The following is a 24,791-nucleotide window of genomic DNA, read 5'->3' on the forward strand; positions in this document are numbered from 1 at the left end:
ATTTTTAGCCGGGCGCAGCTTTCTTAATGTTAATTTAAGTCTTCTTCAAATTCTTCTCCGAATTCTTCGTCAAATTCTTTTTCAAACTCCACTTCAAGATCTTCAACTTCAACAACTTCAACCTCTTCGTCATCTGCCTCTAACAGAGGGGTAATATCTACGCTATTGCTGTCGGTTAAGTTGGGTGCCTTTAAGTGCAGGTATTTCTTTACTTTACTTGTGGAAGTGCTCTTGGCTTCCAGGTCCAGCATTAATTCCCCGGTTGCTGTATCCTCAGCGCTGGCGGTAACTGTAAAATAGTCATCGGCAGCGGGGCCGTGATAATTAAAATTACCTTTAACATGGGCATCAACGATAACGTTTTCTGCACCGTTATACTTAAATGCCGCCTGGTAGTGCCCCTTTAAGTTGTTTTCAGAGCCCACGGCATCATAATTGACGGTGAAATACCCCGTGTCGCCAAATGGAGAGGTAAAGCTAATTTTCATGTTAAAGCTTTTAGTGCCACCGGGAATTAAAGAAGCTTCATATTTTAACTGCTCCATCTTCAGGAATTTGCTGATTTCATGTATTTCTTCCCTGGTGGGGATGGGGTTTTCTTCAATGCCGGCTATTATTGCCGCCCGCATTTCTTCTGCATCCTGCCCTGCATGCATCTGATATTGGTTTATACTAATTATAATGTCGGCAAATCTTTCTTTTTCATTTCTTACTTTGGTTAAAAAGCTGTAAATAAAGTCCTCCATCCCCTGCTGGTCAAGCTCAATTACCACCCTGCTGCCGGATAATTTAAAATACTTATCCGGGATGGCTTCGACCATAAAGAGCAGCATTTCTTTGTATCCTTCAGGCAGCTGCTGATTTTTATAGGTGGCTATCTGCTTCCACAGTTTACTGATCTCACTGTCAACTAAATACAGGTATCGGGGATTTCCCTGCAGCAGTTCCTCGATTTCGGGGTCATCTTCCCCCAAATCCTGCAGCAGTTTAATTACACCTTTGTTAAATATAATTTTATCGTTGGTTATAAAAACGCCGCCGGCGTAATTTTTATTGGCTGCATCAATATCATAATCTAACTGTAGAATGTTTTTAGATTCATCCAGCTGAGTGCTTAAATCCATGGATAAACCATTTAATACTAATCCCTCGGCTTCCAATTCTTCCGCTAAAGAACCTTCGAACTTGGAGATGGTAAAGTTGGTTTTACCGACAGACTTATCGTAAAAATCCTTGTCAACTGGCAGACTAAAGTTTTTGATTTTAGCCAGCACCAAATCTTTTGCTGTGGGCTGGCCGGCTCCGCTGGCAAAAGCTACGCTGAAGCACAGCAGCAGAGTTAATAAAAAAGCAAGTAAAGTTTTTCTTATCATTCCACAACCTCCCAAAAATTTATTAACTAATTATATCATAAACTTGGTTAAAAGATAACAGGTATGAACGTTAGTTTCGCCGGCAACATATAATGGCACAGGATGTTTGACAACTATATTTATATAAAAGTATAATGATGATGATTTTTGTGGCCTTTGATACCATTACTATAGAAAGGTGAATACTGATGGCGAAACTTTTTGGTACCGACGGGGTTAGGGGCGTGGCCAACCGCGACCTGACTCCCGAACTGGCATATAAATTGGGTCGGGCGGGGGCATGTGTGCTTGCCGGCCGGGGAGAAGCAAAAAAAGTGGTGATAGGACGGGATACCAGAATATCCGGGGATATGCTGGAAGCGGCAATGGTGGCCGGAATTTGTTCGGTGGGGGTGGATGTCTACCAGGTGGGTGTAATGCCCACCCCGGCCATAGCCTATTTAACCAGGGAGCTGGGCGCTGCGGCAGGGGTGGTGATTTCTGCCTCTCACAACCCCGTTGAAGATAACGGGATTAAATTTTTCGGCCCCAGCGGGTACAAACTCACCGACCGGGTGGAAGAGCAGATAGAATCCATGGTGCTGGATGATAGTCTGACCTATCCTGCCCCGGTGGGCGGACAGCTGGGACGGGTATATAAAATAGATAATGCGGTGGATAGGTATGTAAACTTTGCCCGCAGTACCGTAGACGTGAACTTAAAGGGCTTAAAAATAGTGGTGGACTGTGCCAACGGCGCGGCATACCAGGCGGCTCCCAGGGTGTTTTCCCAGCTGGGAGCAGAGGTAATACCCATATTTAATACTCCCGATGGGGTTAACATCAATGACGGCTGCGGTTCTACCCACCCGGAAGAATTGATGAAAAAGGTGGTAGAGTACGGTGCAGATCTGGGCCTGGCCCACGACGGTGATGCCGACCGGGTGCTGGCGGTGGACAGCAGCGGGCGGTTGGTAGATGGCGACCAGATTATGGTCATTTGTGCCAAGCATTTAAAGAGTAAAGGTAAACTGCCCGGTAATACCCTGGTGGTAACTGTAATGAGCAACCTGGGATTACATACCGCCCTGAAACAAAGCGGTATTAACGTACTGGAAACCAAAGTGGGCGATCGCTATGTGATGGAAAAACTGCTGGAAAGCGGGGCAGTGCTGGGAGGCGAGCAGTCCGGTCACATAATATTCCTGGATCATAACACCACCGGTGACGGTATAATTACCGCGCTGCAGCTGCTGGCTGTGGTGAAAGAAACAGGACAATCGCTGGATGAGCTGGCCAAACAAATGGAACGCTACCCGCAGTTATTAAAAAACGTGCGGGTTAAAGATAAAGAGGCGGTAATGAACAGCAGCCGGTTAACGGAAGCCGTTACCGGGGCAGAAAAGTACCTGCAGGGCGAAGGCCGCGTTTTGGTGCGTCCTTCAGGCACAGAACCGCTGGTGCGGGTGATGGCGGAGGCTAAAGATACCAAAAAATTAAACGAAGTGGTAGACAAACTGGTGGCAGTAATAGAACGGCTGAATTAAACTGTGCATATTATGTAAGGGGGTGATGCTTTTGCTTGGGTAAAACTGCAGCCAAAACTAAATACTTTAAGCGCCAGGACCAGGCGGGTGCCTGGTTGACGAGGTGGAGGTTTATCGAGTTTTCGGCGGATGCCTCCCGGTGTTGTCACCACCGTTAGCGATACTACAAAACCGCAGGCAACTGCGGCATAAAGGGTATCAGGTGATATCAGCATACCTGGGTTTGCAGGGAAGTGAAAATATTCACAAACGCCGTGGGGATGCCACGGCGTTAATTTTGGCAAAATAAAATAATCTAATATTACCGGGGTCATTTAATTGAGGGAGGAAACTTAGATGTGCGGAATAGTTGGTTATGTGGGCAGCCGAGCTGCGGTGCCCGTTTTAATAGAAGGTTTAAGTAAACTGGAATATAGGGGTTATGATTCTGCCGGTATAGTGGTGTGGGAAGATAATCAGCTGAAGTTGGAGAAGAAACTGGGGCGGCTGTCGGTACTGCAGGAAGCTCTGCAGGGAACAGAATTAAATGCCCGGTGCGGTATCGGGCACACCCGTTGGGCTACCCACGGACGTCCTTCGGATATCAACGCCCACCCGCACACCGACTGCACCGGCCGGTTTGCGGTGGTTCACAACGGGATCATTGAAAACTACCTGGAACTGAAAGAGTGGCTGGAGGCTAAAGGCCACAGGTTCAAGTCAGAAACCGATACAGAGGTGCTGCCCCACCTGGTGGAGCATTATTACCGGGGTGATTTAAAGGAAGCGCTGCAAAAAGTGGTGGAACGGCTGGAAGGCTCCTACGCCATTGTGGTAATCTGCAGAGATGAACCGGGGCGCCTGGTGGCGGCCCGGCAGGACAGCCCGCTGGTTGTGGGGTTGGGCGAGGGAGAAAATTTCCTGGCGTCAGATATTCCGGCGCTGTTGAAACACACCCGCCGCACCCTGATTATAGATGACGGGGAAATTGTGGACCTGACGGCAGAAAATGTGGCCGTGAGTAACGGAACCGGTAAACCGGTAAAGAAGGAAGTTTTTGAAGTAACCTGGGAAGAAAGCCAGGCGGAAAAGGGCGGCTACGCCCACTTTATGCTCAAGGAAATATACGAGCAGCCCCGGGCACTGCGGGATACACTGAGCGGGCGCATTACACCGGAAAACCACCGGGTGATTTTAAAGGAGCTCAATATCGATACCCACCTGGTGAAAAAGATCAACCGTGTTTTCATTGTAGCCTGCGGAACGGCATATCATGCCGGGCTGGTGGGCAAACAGGTAATAGAATCGCTGGTAAGGGTGCCGGTGGAAGCGGATATTGCTTCGGAGTTCCGCTACCGCGGGCCGCTGGTGGGCCCGGACAGCCTGGTGGTGGTGGTAAGCCAATCCGGTGAAACAGCCGATACACTGGCTGCCCTGAGGGAAGCAAAACGCTTGGGAGCCAGGGTAATAGCGGTAACCAACGTGGTGGGCAGTTCCATCAGCCGGGAAGCTGACGATGTTATTTACACCTGGGCCGGGCCGGAAATAGCGGTGGCTTCCACCAAGGCCTATACCACCCAGCTGATATGTATGTACCTGCTGGGCCTGTGGCTGGCCCAACAACGGGGCACACTGCCGCAAAATGAAATTAGAGAAATACTGGTCGAACTGCGGGAGCTTTCAGCAAAAGCAGAAACAATACTGGATAACAACAGTGCCATCGAAGAAATTTCTAGGCAGTATAAGGATAAAGAAAACGCCTTCTTCATCGGCCGCGGTTTAGACTATGTAGTGGCAGAGGAAGGGGCCCTGAAGTTAAAAGAAATCTCTTACATCCATGCCGAAGCATACCCGGCGGGAGAACTGAAGCACGGTACACTGGCCTTAATAGTAAAGGATGTGCCGGTAATAGCCCTGGCCACCCAAAAAGCGCTGTTTGAAAAAATGGTAAGCAACATCAAAGAAGTAAATGCCAGGGAAGCATCCATTATAGCGCTGGCCATGGAAGGAAACACAGAAATAGAAAAAGTGGCGGACCACACAATATACATCCCGGCCACCCACCCGATGCTGGCACCGGTACTAACAGTGATACCCCTGCAGCTGCTGGCCTACCACGTAAGCGTGGCCAGAGGCTGCGACGTAGATAAGCCGAGAAACCTGGCCAAAAGTGTAACGGTGGAATAAGTTAAACATAAACTGTTTGTTAAAGTGCTTGTCGGTTTTATTAAAGGTTGAGAACCTGTCATTAAAGATTGATACTAATTTTAATAAAGTTTTAGACTGAAAAGTCCGCAAAATTAGAAGGCACCGCTTTGATTAATTAAAGTGGTGTCTTTTTTCTTGAAGCTAAAAATAAACTTTAAAAATTAAAGGACAATATTATAACTGCTAATGCTGTAACTTTTTGGCAAAAATATTTACTAAAAATCAAAATTAAATAAGCACCATTATATAAACAAGAGGATTTCCCTGCTGATTGGTATAATCTATATATATATATGTCAATAGAATCATAGAACAAAAATTTTAGAGGGGACAATATAATTGAGAAAGCTAACATTGCAGCAGTTAGAATCTACACTGTGGAAGGCAGCTGATATATTACGGGGTGAGCTCAGCTCCACCGAGTATAAAGATTACATATTCGGTATTTTGTTCCTAAAACGAATGAATGACCAATTTGCGGCGGAGAGGAAACAAAAAAGGGAAGAGTTTATTAAGGCAGGTATGCCCGAAGAAGAAGTAGAGCAGCTTTTAGAAGATGCATCAATTTATGAAACATTCTATGTGCCTAAAAGGGCAAGATGGGAAAAATTAAAGAAATTGAATTTAAACATCGGCCCAGAATTGGACAAGGCTTTTAAATCTATAGAAGATGAACGTACTAACTCTGAGCTGATAGGGGTACTCACCACTGCCAACTACAATGACAAAGAAAAAGTACCTGATAAAAAGCTGTCCCAGCTCTTGTTGTTGTTTGATACCGTAAACCTGGCTAATGATAACCTGGAAAACGATGATGTGCTTGGAGATGCTTATGAATACCTGATTAAGCAGTTTGCTGATGAAGGCGGCAAACGTGGGGGGGAGTTTTACACACCCCAACAAGTTGTACAGGTGCTTGTAAATATAGTTAAACCGAAAGAAGGAGATAGAATATACGACCCCACAGTAGGTAGTGGTTCGTTTTTAATTCAAAGTATTAAATACATAAGGGAGAAAGGTTACAATTGGAAAAACGTATCATTGTTCGGGCAGGAAATTAACCTGTCTACATGGGCTATTTGTAAAATGAATATGCTTCTTCATGGGGCAAAGGGTGCAGATATTCAAAAAGGTGATGCTATCCGTAATCCTATGCACGTTGACGGTGGGGTTTTAAAGACCTTTGACATAGTCCTTGCTAATCCACCGTTTTCACTCAAGAACTGGGGTAAAGAAGAAGCGGAGGCAGACCCATACAACAGGTTCCCTTATGGGGTGCCGCCAAAATCATATGGTGATTTAGCATTTGTATGCCACATGGTTGCCAGTTTAAATTCCAAGGGCAGAATGGGAACTGTTGTTCCTCATGGTGTATTATTTAGAGGTGGGGCAGAAGGAAAGATAAGAACGGGGCTTGTTAAAGATGATTTGATTGAAGCAGTAATCGGCCTGCCCCCAAATTTATTTTACGGAACGGGTATTCCAGCAGCCCTGCTTATAATTAACAAAAATAAACCGCAGGAACGGAAAGGGAAAATCCTGTTTGTTGATGCCAGCCGGGGATATGTAAAGAATGGCAGCAAAAATAAGCTGCGGCCGGAGGATATGGAAAAAATAATTAAAACCTACGATGAATTTAAAGATGTAGATAAATATGCGGCAGTGGTGGATATTAAGACTATTGAAGAAAATGATTACAACCTTAATATCAGCCGTTATGTGGATACCACCGAAGAAGAGGAAGAAATAGATATCGCAGGGGTAATTGCAGAGATACGGGAACTAAAAAAGCAGTCGGCTGAAACGGAAAAAAAGTTAAACCAGTATTTGAAAGAACTTGGGTTTGAGGAGATTTAGAGATAGAAGGTGGAATAGTGTCTTCGGGGTACAAAAATTCTGAGTATGGTAAAGTACCTATAGAATGGAAAATAAAACAATTATCTGATGTAGCTTACGTAAATCCTAATTATAAGCTTATGAAAGGTAATGTATATGATTATATAGAAATGGCTTCATTACCTATTATGGGCAGCAAAATAGGTGAAATTAAAAAGAGAAAGTATGATCAAACTTCTGGTAGTAAGTTTAAGAATGGTGACACTTTGTTTGCAAGAATAACTCCTTGCACTGAGAATGGAAAAATTGGATTTGTTGATTGTTTATCAACTGAATATGGATTGGGATCAACAGAATTTATAGTTCTATCTCCTAAAAAAAATAAAATAGTACCTAAGTATTTATTTTATTTTACAAGTTTAAGTAGAGTTAGGAATTATGCCATAAGTAGGATGGTGGGAACAACAGGTAGACAAAGAGTACCTAAAGAGGTATTTGGAGAAGAGCTGATTATTCCAATCCCTCCTTTAAGAGAACAAGAAAAAATTGTTGACGTATTATCAACTGTAGATGAACAAATTGAACAAACTGATAAATTAATCGAAAAGACAAAAGAACTAAAAAAAGGATTAATGCAGAAACTGCTCACCAGGGGAATTGGGCATACAAAATTTAAAAAGACAGAATTAGGAGAAATTCCTGCTGAGTGGGAAGTTATGAGAATAGACGAAGTTGCAATTGTTAATCCAGAAAGTTTAACTAACAAAACTAATTCGGACTTGGAAATAAACTATATAGACATAGAAAGTGTCAGTACTGGAAAATTAAAAAAGATAAAGAAAATAAAATTTAAGGACGCTCCAAGTCGAGCAAGAAGAAAAGTACAATTTGGTGATGTAATAGTATCAACTGTTAGGCCATATTTAAAAGCTTTTACTATAATAAAAAAAGACATTAATAATTTAATTTGCTCGACTGGTTATGCTGTAATAAGAGCAAATAATCGTATTAATCGGGAGTACTTATATCAATGTACATTAAGCGACTATTTTTTAAATCAACTTCGGAATAAAATGGTAGGTTCAAATTACCCTGCTGTAAATAGTATAGATATAAAAAATAACCTTATCGCAGTTCCTTCTATTGAAGAGCAAATTAAAATTGCACAAATTTTAGATAATGTGGATAAAAGGATAGAGCAATATGAAAATAAATCTAATATGCTACAATCTCTAAAAAAAGCCTTAATGCAGCAGCTGCTCACTGGCAAAATCCGAGTTAAGGTTTCTTAGGTGGTGATGACCCATGTCCTACCTTGGTAATGAAGAAACGCTGGTGGAACTGCCGGCCATAGAATACTTACAAAACAAACTGGGTTACGAGTTTATTCATGGCGATAAACTAACCCCTGAAAACGGGGAGAGGGACAGCTTTACCGAAGTTATTCTTGTTAAGCGGCTAAAAAAAGCTCTAAAACGTATAAATCCATGGATAAATGAAACTAACTTAAACAAAGCTGTGCGGTATTTAACCAGGCCTGAAAACTTAGGCACTAATTTGCTGGAAATTAATGAAAAAATATATGATGCCGTTGTAAATCTAACATTTGCCTTAGACCAAGATTTAGACGGCAGCGGGCAGAAAAAATACCATACAGTGAAATTCATTGACTGGGATAACATTAATAACAACGAATTTCTGGTGACAAGGCAGTTTATGGTTCAAGGTCCCAATGAGAAGGCTGTACCCGATATTGTGGTATTTATAAACGGTATACCTGTTGCGGTGCTGGAATGCAAATCTCCATTTCTTGAAAAAGATAAGAATGAAAAAACAGGTAAGCATAAAGCATTTGAACAGCTGCGGCGGTACATGGATGCCAGGGGTTCTGAAAATATTGAAGGTGCTTCCAGGCTCTTTTACACCAATTTCTTTACAGGAATACTAAATAAATACCATGCCTATCTGGGAACCATCAGTTCCCAGTACGGGCACTATTTAGAATGGAAAGACCCGTATCCTTTTAGTAAACAAGACATTGAAAATGTTGAAGATTATGGTCAAAACTTATTCCTGCAGGGCGTGCTGGAGAAAAATAACCTCATGAATATAATGAGAAACTTTATACTGTTTGAAACTGATAACCAATCCAGCACAAAAATTAAAAAGATCTGCAGGTATCAGCAGTTTAGGGCAGTTAATAAGGCAGTGGAAAGATTGGTAAAGGGGAAAGACTCCTTAAGCCGTGGCGGTGTTATTTGGCACACGCAGGGTTCAGGTAAATCTCTTACCATGGTATTTTTAGCCCGGATGTTAAGAAGAATTCCTGAATTATCTGATTCTACAATTGTAGTTGTTACCGACAGAATTGACCTGGATAGGCAGATTTATAATACCTTTGTAAGAACACTGTCATCTATCACCACACCGGTTCATATCGAATCAGTTAAACAGCTGAAAGAACTGCTGTCCATGGCCCAACCTCAGATTATAATGACCACCATACACAAATTCCAGGCTGAAAAAGAAGAACAGGAGAAATTAAAAGATAATAAACAAAAATCGGGCTTGTATTTGGAAAAGCAGTTCCCCGTACTTACTACAAAATCGAACGTAATAGTTTTAGCCGATGAAGCACACCGCAGTCAGTATAAAGGGCTTGCAAAAAATATGCGTGATGCCTTACCCAATGCTGCCTTTATTGGTTTTACAGGTACTCCCATTGATAGAGAAGATAAATCTACTCCCAGAACCTTTGGTTCATACATAGACAAATACTCTATTCAACAGGCGGTAGAAGATGGGGCCACAGTAAAAATTGTTTATGAGGGCAGAAGACCTGATCTGCATGTAAAAGGGGATACATTAGAGGAGTTATTTGAACAGGCATTCGGAGATAAAACAGATGAAGAAAAGGAAGCAATTAAGCAGAAATATGCCAATAGACGAACTGTTGCAGAAGCAGATGAACGAATTAATGATATTGCCAAAGATATATTGAAACATTACAAAGAGCAGGTGTATCCCAATGGTTTTAAGGCTCAAGTGGTATGTGTTTCAAGGGAAGCATGTGTAAAGTATTATAATGCACTTACAAAATATATGAAAGATATCATTGGTGAATCCTTAGAAGTAAAGATAATTTTTTCAGGGAATTTAAATGACAAACCGCATCTAAAAGAACACTTTACCACCAAAGCAGAGCAGGCAGAGATTATTAAGCGGTTTATTCAGCCCATTGAGAAAGACAAACTGTGCTTTTTAATTGTTAAAGACATGCTGTTAACCGGCTTTGATGCTCCCATAGAACAGGTAATGTATCTTGACAGACCCTTAAAAGAACATAACCTGCTTCAAGCAATAGCCAGGGTAAATAGAACATGCGGTGACAAGAAAAAGTGCGGTTATGTAGTAGATTATTATGGCATCTTCAGCTTTTTGGAAGAAGCACTGGCTGTATTTGATAAGGAAGAACTGGGGCAGCCGATGGTGTCCATGAATAAAGTATATGAGCAGATGATGACCTACCGGGAAGCGGTTATGTCCATATTTGCAGGTGTGGATAAAAATGACTTGGATGCCTTAGTAAATAAATTAAAGCCCGAAGATAAACGGGCAGAGTTTGAGATAGCATATAAAAAATTTGCATCAACTATGGAGCAGCTGCTCCCAAACCACGTTACCAAAGACAATATAAATGACTTGAAGTGGTTGTCATACATAAGGTCGGCTGCCAAGGTAAGATTTGAGCCGGAAAAAGATATAGATATATCTGACTGTGGTGACAAAGTTAAAAAAATTATTAACGAACATCTTAAATCGAAGGGCGTACAGCAGTGGATAAAGCCAATTACACTATTTGATTCCGATTACCAAAATAAAATAAAAACTCTTAAATCTGATGAAGCTGTTGCATCATCAATGGAACACTCTATAAAACACATAATCCATGTAAAAATGGATGATAACCCCACTTATTACACCAGCCTATTAGAAAAACTGCAAAAAATCCTGGATGAAACAAAAAACAGCTGGGAAGAGCGAAGAAAGAAATTGGAAGAATTTATTAATAATGACATTAAAAAAGGTGAACAGCGGGAAGCAGAAGCATTGGGACTAACCAAAGAAGAGTACGCCTTCTTTGAGGTGGTAAAAGAAAACCTGCTGGAAACAGGAGAAGAAACAGGAAAAGTTAAAGAAGCCCAAGCAGTATATATCAGCCGGGATATTATTGAATTATCTAAGGATATTGCAAAGAATGTAGCAGATATTGTGAAAAGTAACTATGTAATTGATTGGACTACAAACATCACAAAAACTGCTGATATTGAACGGGAAATTTACTTAATGCTCACTAAAAGATACTTCAAACAAATTAAAATGGAAGTTAGAAAAAGAATGGTACAACCATTACTGCAGCTGGCTAAAAGACATTATGCGGAAATAGGTAGGTAAAAATGAAACTTTCAACTAATTACGGCACACAAATAATAAACTTTGAAGTAATGTACTCCAAAAGAAAAACCATGGAAATAAGGGTGGAGCCGCCAGGGGTAGTGAAGGTTGTTGTTCCCCAGAATACACCTGAGCAGGTTATATTAGAAAGGGTTAAGAGTAAAGGGGCATGGATAGTACAAAAGTTGTTTTTATTAAGGAGTGTAGAATATCGACCAATTAAAAGGGAGTTTGTAAATGGCGAATCCTTTATGTATTTGGGTAGAAACTATTCACTGCAGCTGCAGCTGGATAAAACAGTAAAAAAACCAGAAGTTAAGCTGTACCAGGGTAAATTTCAAGTAAAAACCCCTACCAACGATGAAGCAGCTATTCGCAAAGCCATGGAGTTATGGTATAGAAATAAAACAAAGGAAAAAGTGGAGGAAAGAATTAAGTATTACCAGCATTTTTTTAATATTAAACCCACAAATGTTAAAGTGAAGGACCAGAAGAAGAGGTGGGCAAGCTGTACTTCAAGAAACGAACTTCTATTTAACTGGCGGTGTGTAATGGCTTCTTCACCAGTGCTTGACTATATTGTAGTGCACGAGATGTGCCACATGGTTTATAAAAATCATTCTCAAGATTTTTGGGGTTTGGTAGCTTCAATAATTCCAGATTATAAATGGCGTAAGGACTGGCTGAAAAAGTATGGGGTTAAAATGGATTTGTGATATTACCTGAAGGGGATCACAGTTAAACAGGATTTAGTGAAACAGGGCTTAAATAATTGCTTTGTAGACATAACCAGCAAGTGAATTTATAGTGTGATATAATTAATTAATTTAGGGTGATAAATGATGGAAATGAAAAAAGAAGGTTTGGTTATTACTACTAATGTTTCATCCTTAAAAAAATTAAAATGTGATCAGATTTGGTTAATAGCTAGAGCAGGAAAAGAAATTCCTGGTACCTTGCGAGTAAGGGAATTAGCTCCTAGTAAACAATTATTTCAAAGATATATAAATGAGTGGCGGTTTAAAGACCCTGAAGAATGGTGGCACCTTTATAGGGAACAATTTTATAATGAACTCAATAAAGAAGAGAAATTAAAGCCACTTAGATATTTATGGAAACTAGTGAAATCCGGTGAAACTATTGCTTTAGTTTGTTTTTGTAGAGACTATAGATATTGTCATCGTTCTTTAGTAGGAGATTTCCTAAGGAATGCAGGTTTAGTAGTGAAGGAATTTTCGAGTAAGGAATCATCTTCAATTTCTAAGTATGAACAAATTAGTTTGTTTTGAAAAGGGGTTTCAGTAATGACGATTTTTACGATAGGTTTTTCAAAGAAGTCTTTACGTGAATTCATTAAAAGACTACAAAAACATAATATTAATCAAGTTATAGATATAAGGCTAAATAATACTTCTCAACTGGCTGGATTTGCCAAAAAAGAAGATTTAAAATATATTCTTGAACTGGTTGGAATTGAGTACAAACATATGCCTGAATTTGCACCAACAGATGCTATTCTTAAAGGTTATAAGAATAAAAAGATTACTTGGGATGAATATGAAAAACTTTTTATAGACTTACTCAAAACCAGGGAACCACTTCCAAATATTGTAGATACTCCTGGGGAAAATATATGTTTACTGTGTTCGGAGGATAAACCTAAGGAATGTCACAGAAGATTAGTAGCAGAATATTTTTTGAGTAAAAATTATTGTAGTTCAATTAAGCATTTATAATTGGAGGAAAATACATGGAAGTTGTTATTGTAGCTATAACTTATATGAAAAATGGTTTCTGTTTTGCTGGTATATCAAAGGACGGGAATTGGGTTCGACCTGTTCTTCCCAATAAAGGTCAATGGAAAAGTCTTTATTATGAAAATGGAAGACCAATTTGCATTGGAGATGTAATTGAAGTTAATGGAAGAGGAAGACCTTATCCACCACACACAGAGGATGTAGAGGTAAAACGGTTTTGTAAAATCAGAAAAATGGAACATAATGAATTGATTAGTTTCTTAACTGATAATGCTGAAAATGAGCCAGACTTAAGAAACACTCTAGAAAGGAATAACAGATCCCTATGCATAGTCAATGCCCAATCTTTTAGAAAGGTATATGTCGATAAGTATGACAAGAAAAAAACTCGTGTAAGCTTTGTTTTTAACAATAAAGAGTATGAAAATACAACTTTAAAAAAAGGTTTTCCTTGCACGTGTTTACATTGGAGGACTATCCAAAGCCAAGCATTAGAATATCCAAAAAAATTTAAAAAAATCTTTATTTCAATTGGCCTTGCAAGGGGGTTTACCGGCGATGATGGAGTGTGGGTACATCCAGCACCAATGATTATATCAATTATTACAGACCCACCTTTGCCAGGTGGGATAAATTATCTAAATCCATAGTATACTGCAAATATTGCCAATAATCAAAAAGTTCTTTCTTAGAGTTTGGTGGATAGCCAGTTAAATGGGGATGCTGGATACAGGCTATAGGTATATTATGTAGAGGCAATGAGCAAGTAAGTTTTCTAAAAAAGGCCTTAAGGGAAGATTTTCATATTGATTCTCAGACCATCAGTAATAATGAAGATGAACATAATAGGGAGTTTAAATTGTTTTGTGTAAATGGGTAATTCCGTTGAATAATGGTTAACCTTATAATGGCTCTTACCCTCTGGGAGGATAGGGCTCTGCTGGAGAGCAACCCGAGCGCCCAGACGGGGTTCTGCCGGGGATACGGTGGGGGGCATCTAGTTATGCCCCCCTTACACAAAACTTTTTACATTCTCAGGGCATCCTATCAGCATTACCTCTCCTTTTAAAATTTGTCTATTACTATTCCCAAAGCTGCTGCTTTAATATAATTTTCATTCCTTAATAGCTTCATAGAAGCAGTATCGCCCGTAACTACCACTCCTATAACTCTAATATCATCTTTAGTAATTTTCCCTTTATCATTGCTCAACCTATCATAGAGCCTTTGGAATTGTGGCTGATAACGGTTTTTTTGATTTAAACCAAAATTAATAGCATTAATGAAGGAACGGCGGGGGTCTTCTATTGTTATTCCCTGGGAAGTAACTCCCTTCATTCCATATACCTCATTAGCAAACAAAATGCTTGGTTCTTGATATACTTTTTCACCGGTTTTTTGCCCATCATTGCCTATTAATTTTTCATAGCGACCTTTCATTTTGTTTAAATCTTCTTCATTGTAAGTGTTGACCCAGTACCAAACTGTTTTTACTTCACCGGGGAGCATTGCTTGCACTTCTTCGAGACTGTAATCCCGGTCAAACGAAAGTGCCATTTCAAGGTATTTGTCTTCTCCAATCTCTTCCAGCATGGCCAGGTCGTTTTGATAGGTTTTATATTCAATGTAGGGGTGATAAAATTTCATTTCTCTATTACCAACTCTATTATAATAACTGTATTCATCTTCAGCTGCAATCTGGGTCAATTGTCCTCTAGCTGAATGTCCGGAAATGCCTGGAACAATTGGAATAATATGATATTGAATTTTGTAAGTTCCATTGTATACAGGCCTACTGCCAACAATTCTATGAGTAACATACTCTAACTCTCCTGTAAGAAAACCATCATTGGTTTGATACTGACTCATATACGTGTTTGGTCTGGCTACTAAATCAAAATTTTGTTCACTTGCTAATTCATTATTGGCGGTACGGTTCAGCATCACCGCATTGATAATAACAAATGCTGCACTTAATAGTAAAAAAACAAGTAAACTAACAGCAGTTGTTCTAAGTAAAGTAAATAATTTAGCCTTTTGTAATATCTTTTTGGTTTCATTGCTGTTAAAATCAAAGGTATCTGTCAATTTTTTTTCATCATTCATAATTTAATTCCCTCCAGATATCCATAAATTTTTGTTTGGCCCTGTAAAGGTAAGTTTTCACTGTTTGCTCATTAATGTACAGCAGCTCTGCTATTTCCCGATAGGAAAGTCCTACTACATACTTTAAAACCAGCAGGTTTTTATATATTGAATTTAAATCGTCTAACACCCGGGATACCTGTTTCTTTTTCTCACTATCCAAAACATAACTTTCAGGAAGATAATCTGCAGCCGGCATATTATTTAAAATGCTTTCAACCTCCAGCGAAGCTAGCGGAAGCTTCTTATTTTTTCTGCACAAGTCATAGTAACGATTTAAGGCTACTTTAAAAAGCCAGGAAACCATTTTATCTGAATCAATGGTTTCCAAATGAATAATGGCTTTAAAGAGAGTATCCTGCACAATATCTTCAGCATCAGCGTGACTGCAGCCTATTTTAATAAGGTATTTGTAAATAATGTTCATTTTGCTTGTGAACATTTTTTCTAATATTTCATTACTCATTTTCGCCCCCTAGAAGTTTTGAGTAATTGGAATGCATTCCTTGTTAGTCATTTATATAACGGTTTAGCTCTAAAAAAGTATACAACTTCTTAGTGAAATTTTTTAAATTTATTTTGTTTTCCGATGGTGTCGAAAAAAATTCCCTATGTATTGATGAAATTAAGCACCACGAATAAACTTAAGGAATTCACTTGCCCGGTGGGAACAACTATGCTATCTATAATATAGATTTATGTAGTTCAAGTCACATTAACAGCGATTTATAATCTCGGGAGCGGGTATGGACAGGACTTTGGCAGTGGCGGCCGGGGAAGATGAAAAAAGGAGTTGGTATGATGTTTGTACAGATTATATTTTCTTTAACCGGCATTATGATGCTGTTTTTTGGCTATTTTATTTGGAAGCATAAAATGTTATCGCTGTTAGCAGGATATGATGAAGGAAAAGTAGCTGACAAGGAGGGTCTGGCCAAATATGCGGGGTCAAACTTAATTTTGATGGGTATTCTTATTTTGCTGATTTCCGTTATAGGCATGATTTTAAAGGCAAATACTGCTGTACCTTATCTGTTAATAGTTGTATTCATAACCATTAGAATGGTGGTTGGATGTAGAAAATTTGAAAAAAGATAGAGAATGAACGGAACCCTTGAAACGGCTGCCGCAGCTTAATAGATGGGTAAAAGTGTTATCTTATATATATATATATATTATGGTAAAGATTTAAACAACTGGCTGGCTGATGAGCCGGTTATTTTTATTTTGGTACTGTATTATGATGAAAAGTATGATGAAATACTTATGCGCCGAGCAGAATTATAGCAGGTTATCCAAAAAAGGGGAGGTTATTATGTTTCAGCTGGAAGGTGTTAAATATAAAAATATATTAGATATCAAGCAGCTCTCTATTCCCGCAAATAAAATCACCTGTATTGTGGGTGAAAGCGGCAGCGGAAAAACAACTTTACTAAAGCTTCTGAACAAAATGATAAGCTGCAGCGAAGGAGAAATTTTTTATAACAATGATGCGATTAGTACAATCAATTCCATAGAATTAAGGCGTAAAGTGGTTATGCTTCCTCAAGTGCCTGCTGTTTTTCCTGGAACCGTTAAAGAAAATTTACTGATCGGGTTGAAATTCTCTGAAAAGCCGGCGGTAAATGACGAAAAACTATCTGCCGTCTTGAACATGGTTCAGCTAAATAAGCCCCTTGATGAAGATGCCGATAAACTTTCCGGTGGTGAAAAACAAAGATTAGCCCTGGGAAGGGTTATTTTGATGGATCCTGAAATCTTTCTGTTAGATGAACCTTCTTCCGCTCTGGATGAAGATACAGAGCAAAATATTATAGAAAAATTGGTTCATTATATAAAAGAAACAAACAAAACACTTATTATGGTTACTCACTCTAAAAAAATAGCCCGGGCCTATGCAGACAATATTATTGAGATTAAAAACGGCAGAGTTTTAAATTAAAAGGGAGAATAGTAAATGGATAAGGTTATTAATCTTCAGATATGGCAGTTGGCTGCAGCCTATATATTTATTGTAATTTTATTGGTTATTGTTAAGTTAAAGGGGATTCCAAGGGAAAAAGAAATTCTTATTTCTTCTGCCCGCATGACTCTGCAGTTGATTCTGACCGGATACATTCTTATGTATATTTTTCAGAACAGTAACCCGGTCTTCACCGTTATTGTTATAGGGGTTATGGAGGCTTTTGCCATTTATAATGTTTTTAAGCGGGTAAAAGTAAAACTTTCACCAAAAATCAAAAGAATTATTGCCATCTCCATGGTGTTAGGTACAACATCCAGTCTTTTATATTTTATTATTGTGGTGATAAATCTATCTCCATGGTATGACCCGAGATATTTTATCCCCATTGCCGGAATGCTTATCGGGAACTCAATGACGGGTATTTCCTTAGGTGTAAGCAGGCTTGTTGATGGAATGACTGCTCAAAAGCATTTGATAGAGTCTGCTCTAATGCTGGGAGCAACACCCAAAATGGCGGCAAAAGAAATTGTAGATAATGCCTTTGATTCAGCCATCCTGCCCACAATCAATTCTATGGTGGGAATGGGCATTGTATTTTTACCCGGGATGATGACAGGTCAAATTCTCTCTGGAGTATCACCTGTTACTGCCATTGAATATCAAATAGCCGTTATGCTTGGTATACTTGGCAGTGTGGCCTTAACTGTTATTTTATTTGTCCAATTAGGGTATAAGACATTTTTTAATGAGCAGCAGCAGCTTGATATTTCCTGAGAACAGGGGTGATACCTGGGAAAAACTGACCCCGCCAATATCGTGTTGGCGGGGTTTTTAATTTGCGGTGTTTTAAGCACTTTGTTCACTTGTTCCAGCTGCAGCCTGTTTGGCACTGCTGCCTTCAATCATGCGCCGCAATACGGGTACTGTTAAAATCATAATTAAGGCAATAACGGCTGTAGCTTCACCGATTTGCAGAAATACCCTGGAATAGATGGGTAAGGTTTGTAAGGGATCGGTAACCCCTTTAGGTGCAGCCGTCAGGGTGGCTACCCAAGCACCGATAACACCGGATGCAGCGGTAGTTAAGAACCATGCTCCCATGATAAATCCTACCATCCGCTGGGGAACGAGCTTAGCTACCATGGATAAGCCCAAGCCGCTGATTAAAAGTTCGCCCACACTTTGGAAGAAGTAGCTGCCAACCAACCACCACACGGAAACAATGCCCTGGGAGTTGGCAAAGTAAGCGCCTAAGGGCAGAATCAGGAAGCTGATGGCACACAAAACCATTCCAAGGGCAAATTTTGCCGGCATGGACAAATCGCGGCCCTGTTTGCCGTAGTGGGCAAATAAATATGCAAAGAGCGGGCTGGCTACAGTAATCCAGAAAGGATTTAACGCCTGAAAGGCTTCCGGATTACTGATATTAATACCTAAAATAGAATGTTCCACATTCTTGATGGCAAAAAAGTTTAATGAAGTAGGCATCTGCTGGTATAAAGTGAAGAACACCACTGCCTGGATCATTAAAATAAAGGCTGCAATCATTTTACTGCGTTCAATACCACGACTTTTAAAAACTTCTTTAAAGAAAATGCCAAATACGGTAACTCCTATGAGCAGCAATAACCAGTGGGCCACGGTAATATTTTGCAGCATATAGGTTGCAAATCCAATGGCAAGCGCTTCACCCACAAGCACCACAGCAAGATTTCGGTAACTTAATGGAGCTAAGCCAACGGGGGAATCAATGTCCTTAACCAGGTGGCGGAAGAAAATAAAGCTGGAAAGAGATATCAGTAATCCTACCGCACAAACATAAAATCCAACATTAAGACCATAAATGCCGGACAGAATGGGTACAAGAACCATAGAAATAAAGGAACCGATATTAATAGACATATAATACAAGGTAAATGCCCCGTCTAAGCGGGGATCGTCTTTTTCATACAGCTTGGACAGCAAGCTGGAAGGGTTAGCCTTAAACAAACCGTTACCTACTGCCACAAAGGCAAGGGCGATATAAACAAGGCTTTGATTAAGAGTTGCCATGCCAATCAATATATAGCCTGTCATCATGGTGAGTGCACCCAAAACAATGGTGCGTTTTGTACCCAGTACTTTATCGCCGATATAACCGCCTATGGCTACAAAACCATAAACCATGGCGCTAAACGCACCGAAAATAGTAAAGGATTCAGCATCACTCATGCCCAGCGATTTAACAAAAAATGATGCCAGTACTGCCTGTAATCCGTAATAACCAAAACGTTCCCACATTTCCAAAAAGAAAATGATATAAAAGGAACGCGGTTGTTTTAACGAACTGGTATTGGTAGCAATTTTTGCCGACATTTTTTCACCTCTTTACGTTAATTAGCATTGGCTGCTGGTTAAAATTCCGGCCAATCCTCTCTGCCTGCCCTACTCAAGCAATACCGGTTACTGCTGATACCAATATAATTTTAAAGGAGTTACTTATGTGGATACTGTACACAAGATACATTGTACTAATATATTCGACAATAGTCGATATATTTTTTAAATGTGGAATTTATTACAAATTTTTTGCATTCTTTGGAGTCATAATTGTTGTATTCCTGCGGTATGCCTGCCTGGGCAGAGGATTTATTGCAGATGAAATATGGAATGTTTTTAACAAATTGATGAATAAGCGGCCTGTGTTCACAATTGATGTTCAAATTGACTTATTAATCAAAGGAGCCTATAATAAAGCTTTGGTGCAAAGATTTTATTAAAGGAGATGTCAACGCTTTGAGTATTTTTGAAATAATTATGCTGACTTGTTTTGGGGCTGCTTGGCCGTTTGCGATTTACAAATCATATACTTCAAAATCCACAGAGGGCAAAAGTTTAAGTTTTTTAATTATCTTGTTAATAGGTTATATTGCCGGTGTTTTGCATAAATTATTCTACAGCTATGACCAAGTAATTTATTTGTATATTATTAATTTCATTATGGTCTTTATTGATATGATTTTATATTTGAGAAATAGAAAAGCCCGCTCAAACTAACTATTATTTTCGCTTACTTTCTTACTAGTTTGATGAATTCTTAAACCCGGCCCACCATTATTTATTATTCCCCACGCTTTAACCCAGCCAATTAGATATAAGCAATTTTATTACCCGGTAATATAAAAGATAAAGAGGAATATAGTAAGTGGAGCAATAATAATTATATAAAAAATAATTATATTGAAATTTAGGTGAATTTTTATGAGATTTAATAGTGAACTGCTGGAGTTCACCGGCTGGATGGGCCTTATTTTACTGGGTATGTGCCTGATTAATTTTTTAGTAAAAGGAAAGAGTGATAGTCAGCTTATATCGTTTGCTAGAAGAAATCATAAAATAATTGGTTGGCTTTCGCTGGTTGTTTTATCTGTCCACGGTTTTTTAGCATACTCTGCAGCATTACCCACCTTGGGGCGAGGTCGTCACTATCACCTGCTGGTAACAATTGGTTGGGGGCAGATAACATGGGCTGTTTTATTGATTATCTGCGTTTCTTCACTGGTGCTATCTTATAAAATTTTTAAACGTGGGCATTTGCTGATGGTAATGTTATTGGCGCTGCTTGTATTTATTCATGTTTTATAAGAGGGAAACTGGAAATGGAACAAACGGTTTTCGCTGCCGGTTTTAAGTTGTATAATATTTTCGTGGAATATAAATCCAATTTGGCACTAAAAAGCAAAGGAGGAGTAGAAATGTCCGAAACAGGAAAAGGGGTCAAAATTAATTTATTTAAAAATGCTAACATCGCTTATTTATTGGTATTTTTGTTTCTTTTGATGTTGGCTTCTTTTGCTTTTTTATCTTTCTGGGGATTAGATTATGTGAGAACCTCTGGGGATAATGCTGCTTATAATCAGGCAAAAAAAGTTTTTATGCCCGTGTTAGCTGTTCTGGCAGCAGCCGTCATAACGGCATCTTATTTATTAATTAGACTGCAAAAAGGCATTAAAGCCGTTACAACGGGATTAAAAGAGAAATCCGAACTGCTGACAAGTAATGCCGAAAGCCTGTCGGCGGTATCAGAGGAAGTGGCTTCATCATCCCAGCAGTTTACAAATACTATGCAGGAAGTGGCAAATGGTGCTTCATCCCAGGCCAAGGATCTGAACAATATTGTTAATCTGCTTGGAAATTTGACAAGCAGTATTGAAGAAGTTTATGTTCAGTTAAAAAATGTAAGGGATGAGACGGATAATACAAGCAGCAAGGCAAATATTGGAGAACAAGAAATGGACAAGCTGATTGAGTCCATAAATGAAATTAAAAATGCGTTTGAAATTGTTTTTAGTAAAGTTAATAATCTAATAGTTTCTGTAGAAAAAATAAGTAAGGTATCAGATGTAATAAATGAGCTGTCTGAGCAGACAAATCTTCTTTCATTAAATGCGGCAATTGAAGCGGCAAGAGCGGGAGAAAGGGGCAGGGGTTTTGCTGTTGTGGCGGAAGAAATACGCAAGCTGGCAGAAGAATCCAAGGAGTCTACTGCAGAAATTAATAAACTTGTTGCTTCCATACAGTCCGATACCGATGAAGTACTAAATACATCTAAAGATGTAGATGGTTTTATAAAAAACCAAACCGTTTCAATTGAGAATACGCTCAATGCCTTTAGGGAAATATTAGAATCCATAGATAAAATTGCGCCGCTTATGGACAAAACATATGAGGGAATGGACAGAATTGTGCAGTCGAAAGATGATGTATTGGCAAAAGTAGAATCTGCAAGTGCGGTTACCCAGGAAAATGCTGCTGTTTCGGAAGAGGTGGCAGCTTCATCGGAAGAGTTATCTGCCTCATCACAGGAAGTGGCTGCAAAAGCACAAGATGTGACGAGAATTGCCGTTGACTTAATGGAGTATAGTAAATCTTTTAAAGTGTAAAAGCAAATGCGGTTTAATGTGTGCTGCCCCGTTATTTGCTGCTCTTTTTAAATTAAGGGGGATAATGTAATGAGTAATGGCTGCTGCTGCTGCCGGGAAAAAAAGGTATCTTTGGGACCAGAAGACAGCAGCACTTTATGCCCGGTGTGCAGAAAACCGGGGGTTAAGGTGAAAAATATAACTGTTAAGCATTTGGTTGCAGATGAATTCATAGATCAGGTTGGAAATGCTGATTATTATTTATGTATGAATGAAGGGTGCGAGGTTGTATATTATAATTTAAAATTGGCGGTTAAGTTTGACAAAAAGCAAATCAGGGTGCCCGTGTGGTTTAAAAAGGATGCTGATCCTAAATATGTTTGCTACTGCAGCAGAGTTACAGAAGAAGAGGTCATTGCTGCAGTGGTAAAGAATGGTGCCAGTACCGTTGAAGATATTGTTAATCTCACAGGGGCAATGAAAAATGCCCGCTGTCAGGTAAACAACCCGCTGGGTAAATGCTGTCACCCGGCAATTCGGGCGGCCATAGAAAAAGGGCTGGCTGTTAATAATCAAAGCAGTGTTTAAATAAAAGTTTCTGCTCAAGGGAATAAGTCTTTAAAGATATAGGGGCTAAAGATGGATGATGACATTAATCCGTCTTGGCCCCTTAATTTTTAAGCGCTGACTTTGAGCATAATGAAATGATGGGTTGCAAAAATGCAATTAAAATGTTACTATATTAATAAATACTTATATAGTTATTTTATAAATAAGGGGGCAGAGGATTTTGGAAATGAAGAAATTAAAAAGGTGATTGCTGAGGAACAGTAGCCTGTAACGGGTTAGCAGAATACATTGGAAGGAGATATAAATGTTTGCTTGGCTGGATTATTTAATGCGGCTGCTTGTAACAGAGGTTTTCGGGCTTTCTATGGATTCAAGACTGGGCTCCAGTGTACATTTTTTCTTTTACGATACGGTTAAAATTATAATCCTGCTGGGGATAATGATTTTTGCTATATCATACATCAGGAGTTATTTCCCGCCGGAACGAACAAAAAAAATACTTACCCGTTTTGGGGGTGTTAAAGGTAACATTATGGCTTCCCTTTTGGGTATTGTTACCCCGTTTTGCTCTTGTTCATCGGTTCCGTTATTTATCGGTTTTGTGGAAGCCGGTATTCCGTTGGGGGTAACCTTTTCGTTTTTAATTACTTCTCCCATTGTAAATGAAGCGGCCTTTGCTATCCTGCTGGGTACATTTGGCGTAAAAATAGCGGCAGTATATGTAGCTGCCGGGGTTTTACTCGGTGTGTTGGGCGGTATAGTTATCGGCAGAATGAAGATGGAAAAAGAGGTTGAAGATTACGTTTATAAGTTAAAAGTGGGCGAGGCTGAAATTCAAGAAATGACTGTGCAAGAAAGAATTGACTTTGCCCTTAACAACGTAAAGGATATTCTTAGGAGAATATGGTTGTTTTTATTCATTGGAATTGGTCTTGGGGCAGCTATTCACGGTTATGCGCCGGAGGCAATATTAGCCAGATATGCGGGGCCTGATAATCCTTTAGCTGTTTTTGTGGCCACAATCCTGGCAATACCCCTGTATTCCAATGCTCTTGGCACCATTCCCATTGCGGAAGCATTGATAAATAAAGGGGTTGGCATTGGTACTGCACTGGCATTTATGATGGCCACAACGGCTTTGTCGGCCCCGGAAATGATACTGCTGAGGAAAGTGATAAAACCCAGGTTGATTGCTAATTTTGTGCTGATAACAGGTATCGGGATTGTTATAGTGGGTTATTTGTTTAACTTTTTAATTTCTCCTGTAACAACATAGTGCAAAGGTTATTCTGCCTGGCGGTTTTAAAGGGCAGATAGATCAATAGAAGATAAACCGGGATGAAAAATCCTGGTTTATTTTTTATATCACCTGTTAACCTTTTAAAATTTATACAGAGGTATAGTAGAGTCTTTGTTTCTTGGTATATAATTATATTAGAATGTGTAGGTGGTGGTAAAAATTAGTGATAAGATATCTCAATTAAAAGCGGATATTTTTAAAGCGCTTTCTCATCCCACGAGAATTCGCATATTGGAACTGTTAAAAGACGGTGAACTTTGTGTTTGCGACATATTTGAACAGTTAGGTGTAGAACAGGCTAATACATCACAGCACTTGGCTGTTTTAAAAAAACAGCATATTCTTGAGAGCAGAAAGGAAGGGCTTCGGGTTATATACAGCATTAAATACCCGGAGATTATTGAAGTGCTGAAAGCGGTTGATAAAATACTTTTTCTACAAGCAAATGAGGCTATGAAGACTTTTGGTGAATTTAGCGGGTAAGCTGTTACAGCTCTGACAGTACAGCTGCAGCCTTTGATACAGTAAAATTACTTAATAAAATGATATATTTAATGAGTATGGGGACGGGTACTTTGACCCTAAAGGGTTAAAGTTTAAAAGGGAAGCCGGTGCAATTCCGGCGCGGTCCCGCCACTGTGAGGGTGAAGTGTGCCGCACAATGCCACTGGGGTGATGCTCAATTTGCCCTGGGAAGGCGCGGTATGCTGGTGAGCCTAAGCCAGGAGACCTGCCCGTTCCTTACAACCATATACCTACGCGGATAGGAGGGGTT

General features: G+C 39.5%; 23 protein-coding genes and 1 riboswitch. Of the genes, 19 read left to right on the top strand and 4 right to left on the bottom strand.

The window, feature by feature from the left end; translation table 11 throughout:
- Window positions 1–29 precede the first annotated feature (29 nt).
- A complete protein-coding gene (locus JOC37_RS01305; RefSeq protein WP_204615038.1) occupies window positions 30–1,373 on the bottom strand; it encodes a hypothetical protein in 1,344 nt (447 codons plus the stop codon).
- Between the two features lie 188 nt (window positions 1,374–1,561).
- On the opposite strand from JOC37_RS01305, the gene glmM reads away from it, so the two are divergent.
- From glmM to JOC37_RS01350, 9 genes are all read left to right on the top strand, one after another.
- A complete protein-coding gene (gene glmM, locus JOC37_RS01310) occupies window positions 1,562–2,899 on the top strand; it encodes a phosphoglucosamine mutase (RefSeq protein WP_204615039.1) in 1,338 nt (445 codons plus the stop codon).
- A gap of 336 nt (window positions 2,900–3,235) precedes the next feature.
- Entirely contained in the window at window positions 3,236–5,065 is a 1,830-nt protein-coding gene (gene glmS, locus JOC37_RS01315; RefSeq protein ID WP_204615040.1) for a glutamine--fructose-6-phosphate transaminase (isomerizing), read from the top strand.
- Window positions 5,066–5,425: 360 nt separating this feature from the next.
- The gene (locus JOC37_RS01320) at window positions 5,426–6,943 is read left to right on the top strand and encodes a type I restriction-modification system subunit M (RefSeq protein WP_204615041.1); all 1,518 of its coding nucleotides are present in this window, start codon (window positions 5,426–5,428) and stop codon (window positions 6,941–6,943) included.
- Between the two features lie 17 nt (window positions 6,944–6,960).
- Window positions 6,961–8,214: a restriction endonuclease subunit S gene (locus JOC37_RS13545; RefSeq protein WP_204615042.1), complete on the top strand. Its 1,254-nt coding sequence runs from the start codon at window positions 6,961–6,963 to the stop codon at window positions 8,212–8,214.
- 13 nt (window positions 8,215–8,227) lie between these two features.
- Window positions 8,228–11,377: a type I restriction endonuclease subunit R gene (locus JOC37_RS01330; RefSeq protein ID WP_204615043.1), complete on the top strand. Its 3,150-nt coding sequence runs from the start codon at window positions 8,228–8,230 to the stop codon at window positions 11,375–11,377.
- A gap of 2 nt (window positions 11,378–11,379) precedes the next feature.
- Window positions 11,380–12,093 (top strand): M48 family metallopeptidase, encoded by a 714-nt coding sequence (locus JOC37_RS01335; RefSeq protein WP_204615044.1) that lies wholly within the window; start codon window positions 11,380–11,382, stop codon window positions 12,091–12,093.
- Window positions 12,094–12,219: 126 nt separating this feature from the next.
- Complete coding sequence (locus JOC37_RS01340; RefSeq protein ID WP_204615045.1) at window positions 12,220–12,666, top strand: DUF488 domain-containing protein; 447 nt, start codon at window positions 12,220–12,222, stop codon at window positions 12,664–12,666.
- A 15-nt stretch (window positions 12,667–12,681) separates the two neighbouring features.
- Window positions 12,682–13,113, top strand: a complete 432-nt coding sequence (locus JOC37_RS01345; RefSeq protein ID WP_204615046.1) for a DUF488 domain-containing protein — start codon at window positions 12,682–12,684, stop codon at window positions 13,111–13,113.
- Window positions 13,114–13,127: 14 nt separating this feature from the next.
- Window positions 13,128–13,784: a dual OB domain-containing protein gene (locus tag JOC37_RS01350; protein ID WP_204615047.1), complete on the top strand. Its 657-nt coding sequence runs from the start codon at window positions 13,128–13,130 to the stop codon at window positions 13,782–13,784.
- A gap of 415 nt (window positions 13,785–14,199) precedes the next feature.
- Here JOC37_RS01350 and JOC37_RS01355 read toward each other — a convergent pair whose 3' ends face one another.
- Together JOC37_RS01355 and JOC37_RS01360 are read right to left on the bottom strand one after the other, a co-directional pair.
- Window positions 14,200–15,240, bottom strand: a complete 1,041-nt coding sequence (locus JOC37_RS01355; RefSeq protein ID WP_204615048.1) for an anti sigma factor C-terminal domain-containing protein — start codon at window positions 15,238–15,240, stop codon at window positions 14,200–14,202.
- Window positions 15,233–15,745, bottom strand: a complete 513-nt coding sequence (locus JOC37_RS01360; protein WP_204615049.1) for an RNA polymerase sigma factor — start codon at window positions 15,743–15,745, stop codon at window positions 15,233–15,235. The genes JOC37_RS01355 and JOC37_RS01360 overlap by 8 nt, the downstream gene beginning before the upstream one ends.
- A 314-nt stretch (window positions 15,746–16,059) precedes the next feature.
- Between JOC37_RS01360 and JOC37_RS01365 the strand changes: the two genes are divergently transcribed.
- From JOC37_RS01365 to JOC37_RS01380, 4 genes are read left to right on the top strand one after another with little or no spacing between them, the layout of a single operon-like run.
- Complete coding sequence (locus JOC37_RS01365; protein ID WP_204615050.1) at window positions 16,060–16,377, top strand: DUF3784 domain-containing protein; 318 nt, start codon at window positions 16,060–16,062, stop codon at window positions 16,375–16,377.
- 42 nt (window positions 16,378–16,419) lie between these two features.
- Window positions 16,420–16,566: a hypothetical protein gene (locus tag JOC37_RS01370; RefSeq protein ID WP_204615051.1), complete on the top strand. Its 147-nt coding sequence runs from the start codon at window positions 16,420–16,422 to the stop codon at window positions 16,564–16,566.
- Between the two features lie 28 nt (window positions 16,567–16,594).
- Entirely contained in the window at window positions 16,595–17,221 is a 627-nt protein-coding gene (locus JOC37_RS01375; protein ID WP_204615052.1) for an ABC transporter ATP-binding protein, read from the top strand.
- Between the two features lie 15 nt (window positions 17,222–17,236).
- A complete protein-coding gene (locus JOC37_RS01380; protein WP_204615053.1) occupies window positions 17,237–18,019 on the top strand; it encodes an ABC transporter permease in 783 nt (260 codons plus the stop codon).
- A 72-nt stretch (window positions 18,020–18,091) separates the two neighbouring features.
- Here JOC37_RS01380 and JOC37_RS01385 read toward each other — a convergent pair whose 3' ends face one another.
- Window positions 18,092–19,600, bottom strand: a complete 1,509-nt coding sequence (locus JOC37_RS01385) for an oligopeptide:H+ symporter (RefSeq protein WP_207754831.1) — start codon at window positions 19,598–19,600, stop codon at window positions 18,092–18,094.
- 420 nt (window positions 19,601–20,020) lie between these two features.
- Here JOC37_RS01385 and JOC37_RS01390 point away from each other — a divergent pair, with 420 nt between their 5' ends.
- The 6 genes from JOC37_RS01390 (at window position 20,021) to JOC37_RS01415 (ending at window position 24,499) form a co-directional block, all read left to right on the top strand.
- A complete protein-coding gene (locus JOC37_RS01390; protein WP_204615054.1) occupies window positions 20,021–20,281 on the top strand; it encodes a PQ-loop domain-containing transporter in 261 nt (86 codons plus the stop codon).
- Window positions 20,282–20,485: 204 nt separating this feature from the next.
- Window positions 20,486–20,869 (top strand): ferric reductase-like transmembrane domain-containing protein, encoded by a 384-nt coding sequence (locus JOC37_RS01395; RefSeq protein ID WP_204615055.1) that lies wholly within the window; start codon window positions 20,486–20,488, stop codon window positions 20,867–20,869.
- 14 nt (window positions 20,870–20,883) lie between these two features.
- Window positions 20,884–22,167, top strand: coding sequence for a methyl-accepting chemotaxis protein (locus JOC37_RS01400; protein WP_204615056.1), 1,284 nt, complete (start codon window positions 20,884–20,886; stop codon window positions 22,165–22,167).
- A gap of 69 nt (window positions 22,168–22,236) precedes the next feature.
- Window positions 22,237–22,734, top strand: coding sequence for a Csac_0668 family 2Fe-2S cluster-binding (seleno)protein (locus JOC37_RS01405; RefSeq protein WP_204615057.1), 498 nt, complete (start codon window positions 22,237–22,239; stop codon window positions 22,732–22,734).
- Window positions 22,735–23,020: 286 nt separating this feature from the next.
- A complete protein-coding gene (locus JOC37_RS01410) occupies window positions 23,021–23,992 on the top strand; it encodes a permease (protein WP_204615058.1) in 972 nt (323 codons plus the stop codon).
- A gap of 183 nt (window positions 23,993–24,175) precedes the next feature.
- Window positions 24,176–24,499, top strand: a complete 324-nt coding sequence (locus JOC37_RS01415) for a metalloregulator ArsR/SmtB family transcription factor (RefSeq protein WP_204615144.1) — start codon at window positions 24,176–24,178, stop codon at window positions 24,497–24,499.
- Between the two features lie 68 nt (window positions 24,500–24,567).
- A riboswitch (cobalamin riboswitch) is annotated at window positions 24,568–24,768 on the top strand.
- The last annotated feature ends 23 nt before the right edge of the window (window positions 24,769–24,791 follow it).

Origin of the sequence: Desulforadius tongensis (assembly GCF_016907915.1) — a bacterium.
Taxonomy (GTDB): domain Bacteria; phylum Bacillota; class Desulfotomaculia; order Desulfotomaculales; family Desulfohalotomaculaceae; genus Desulforadius; species Desulforadius tongensis.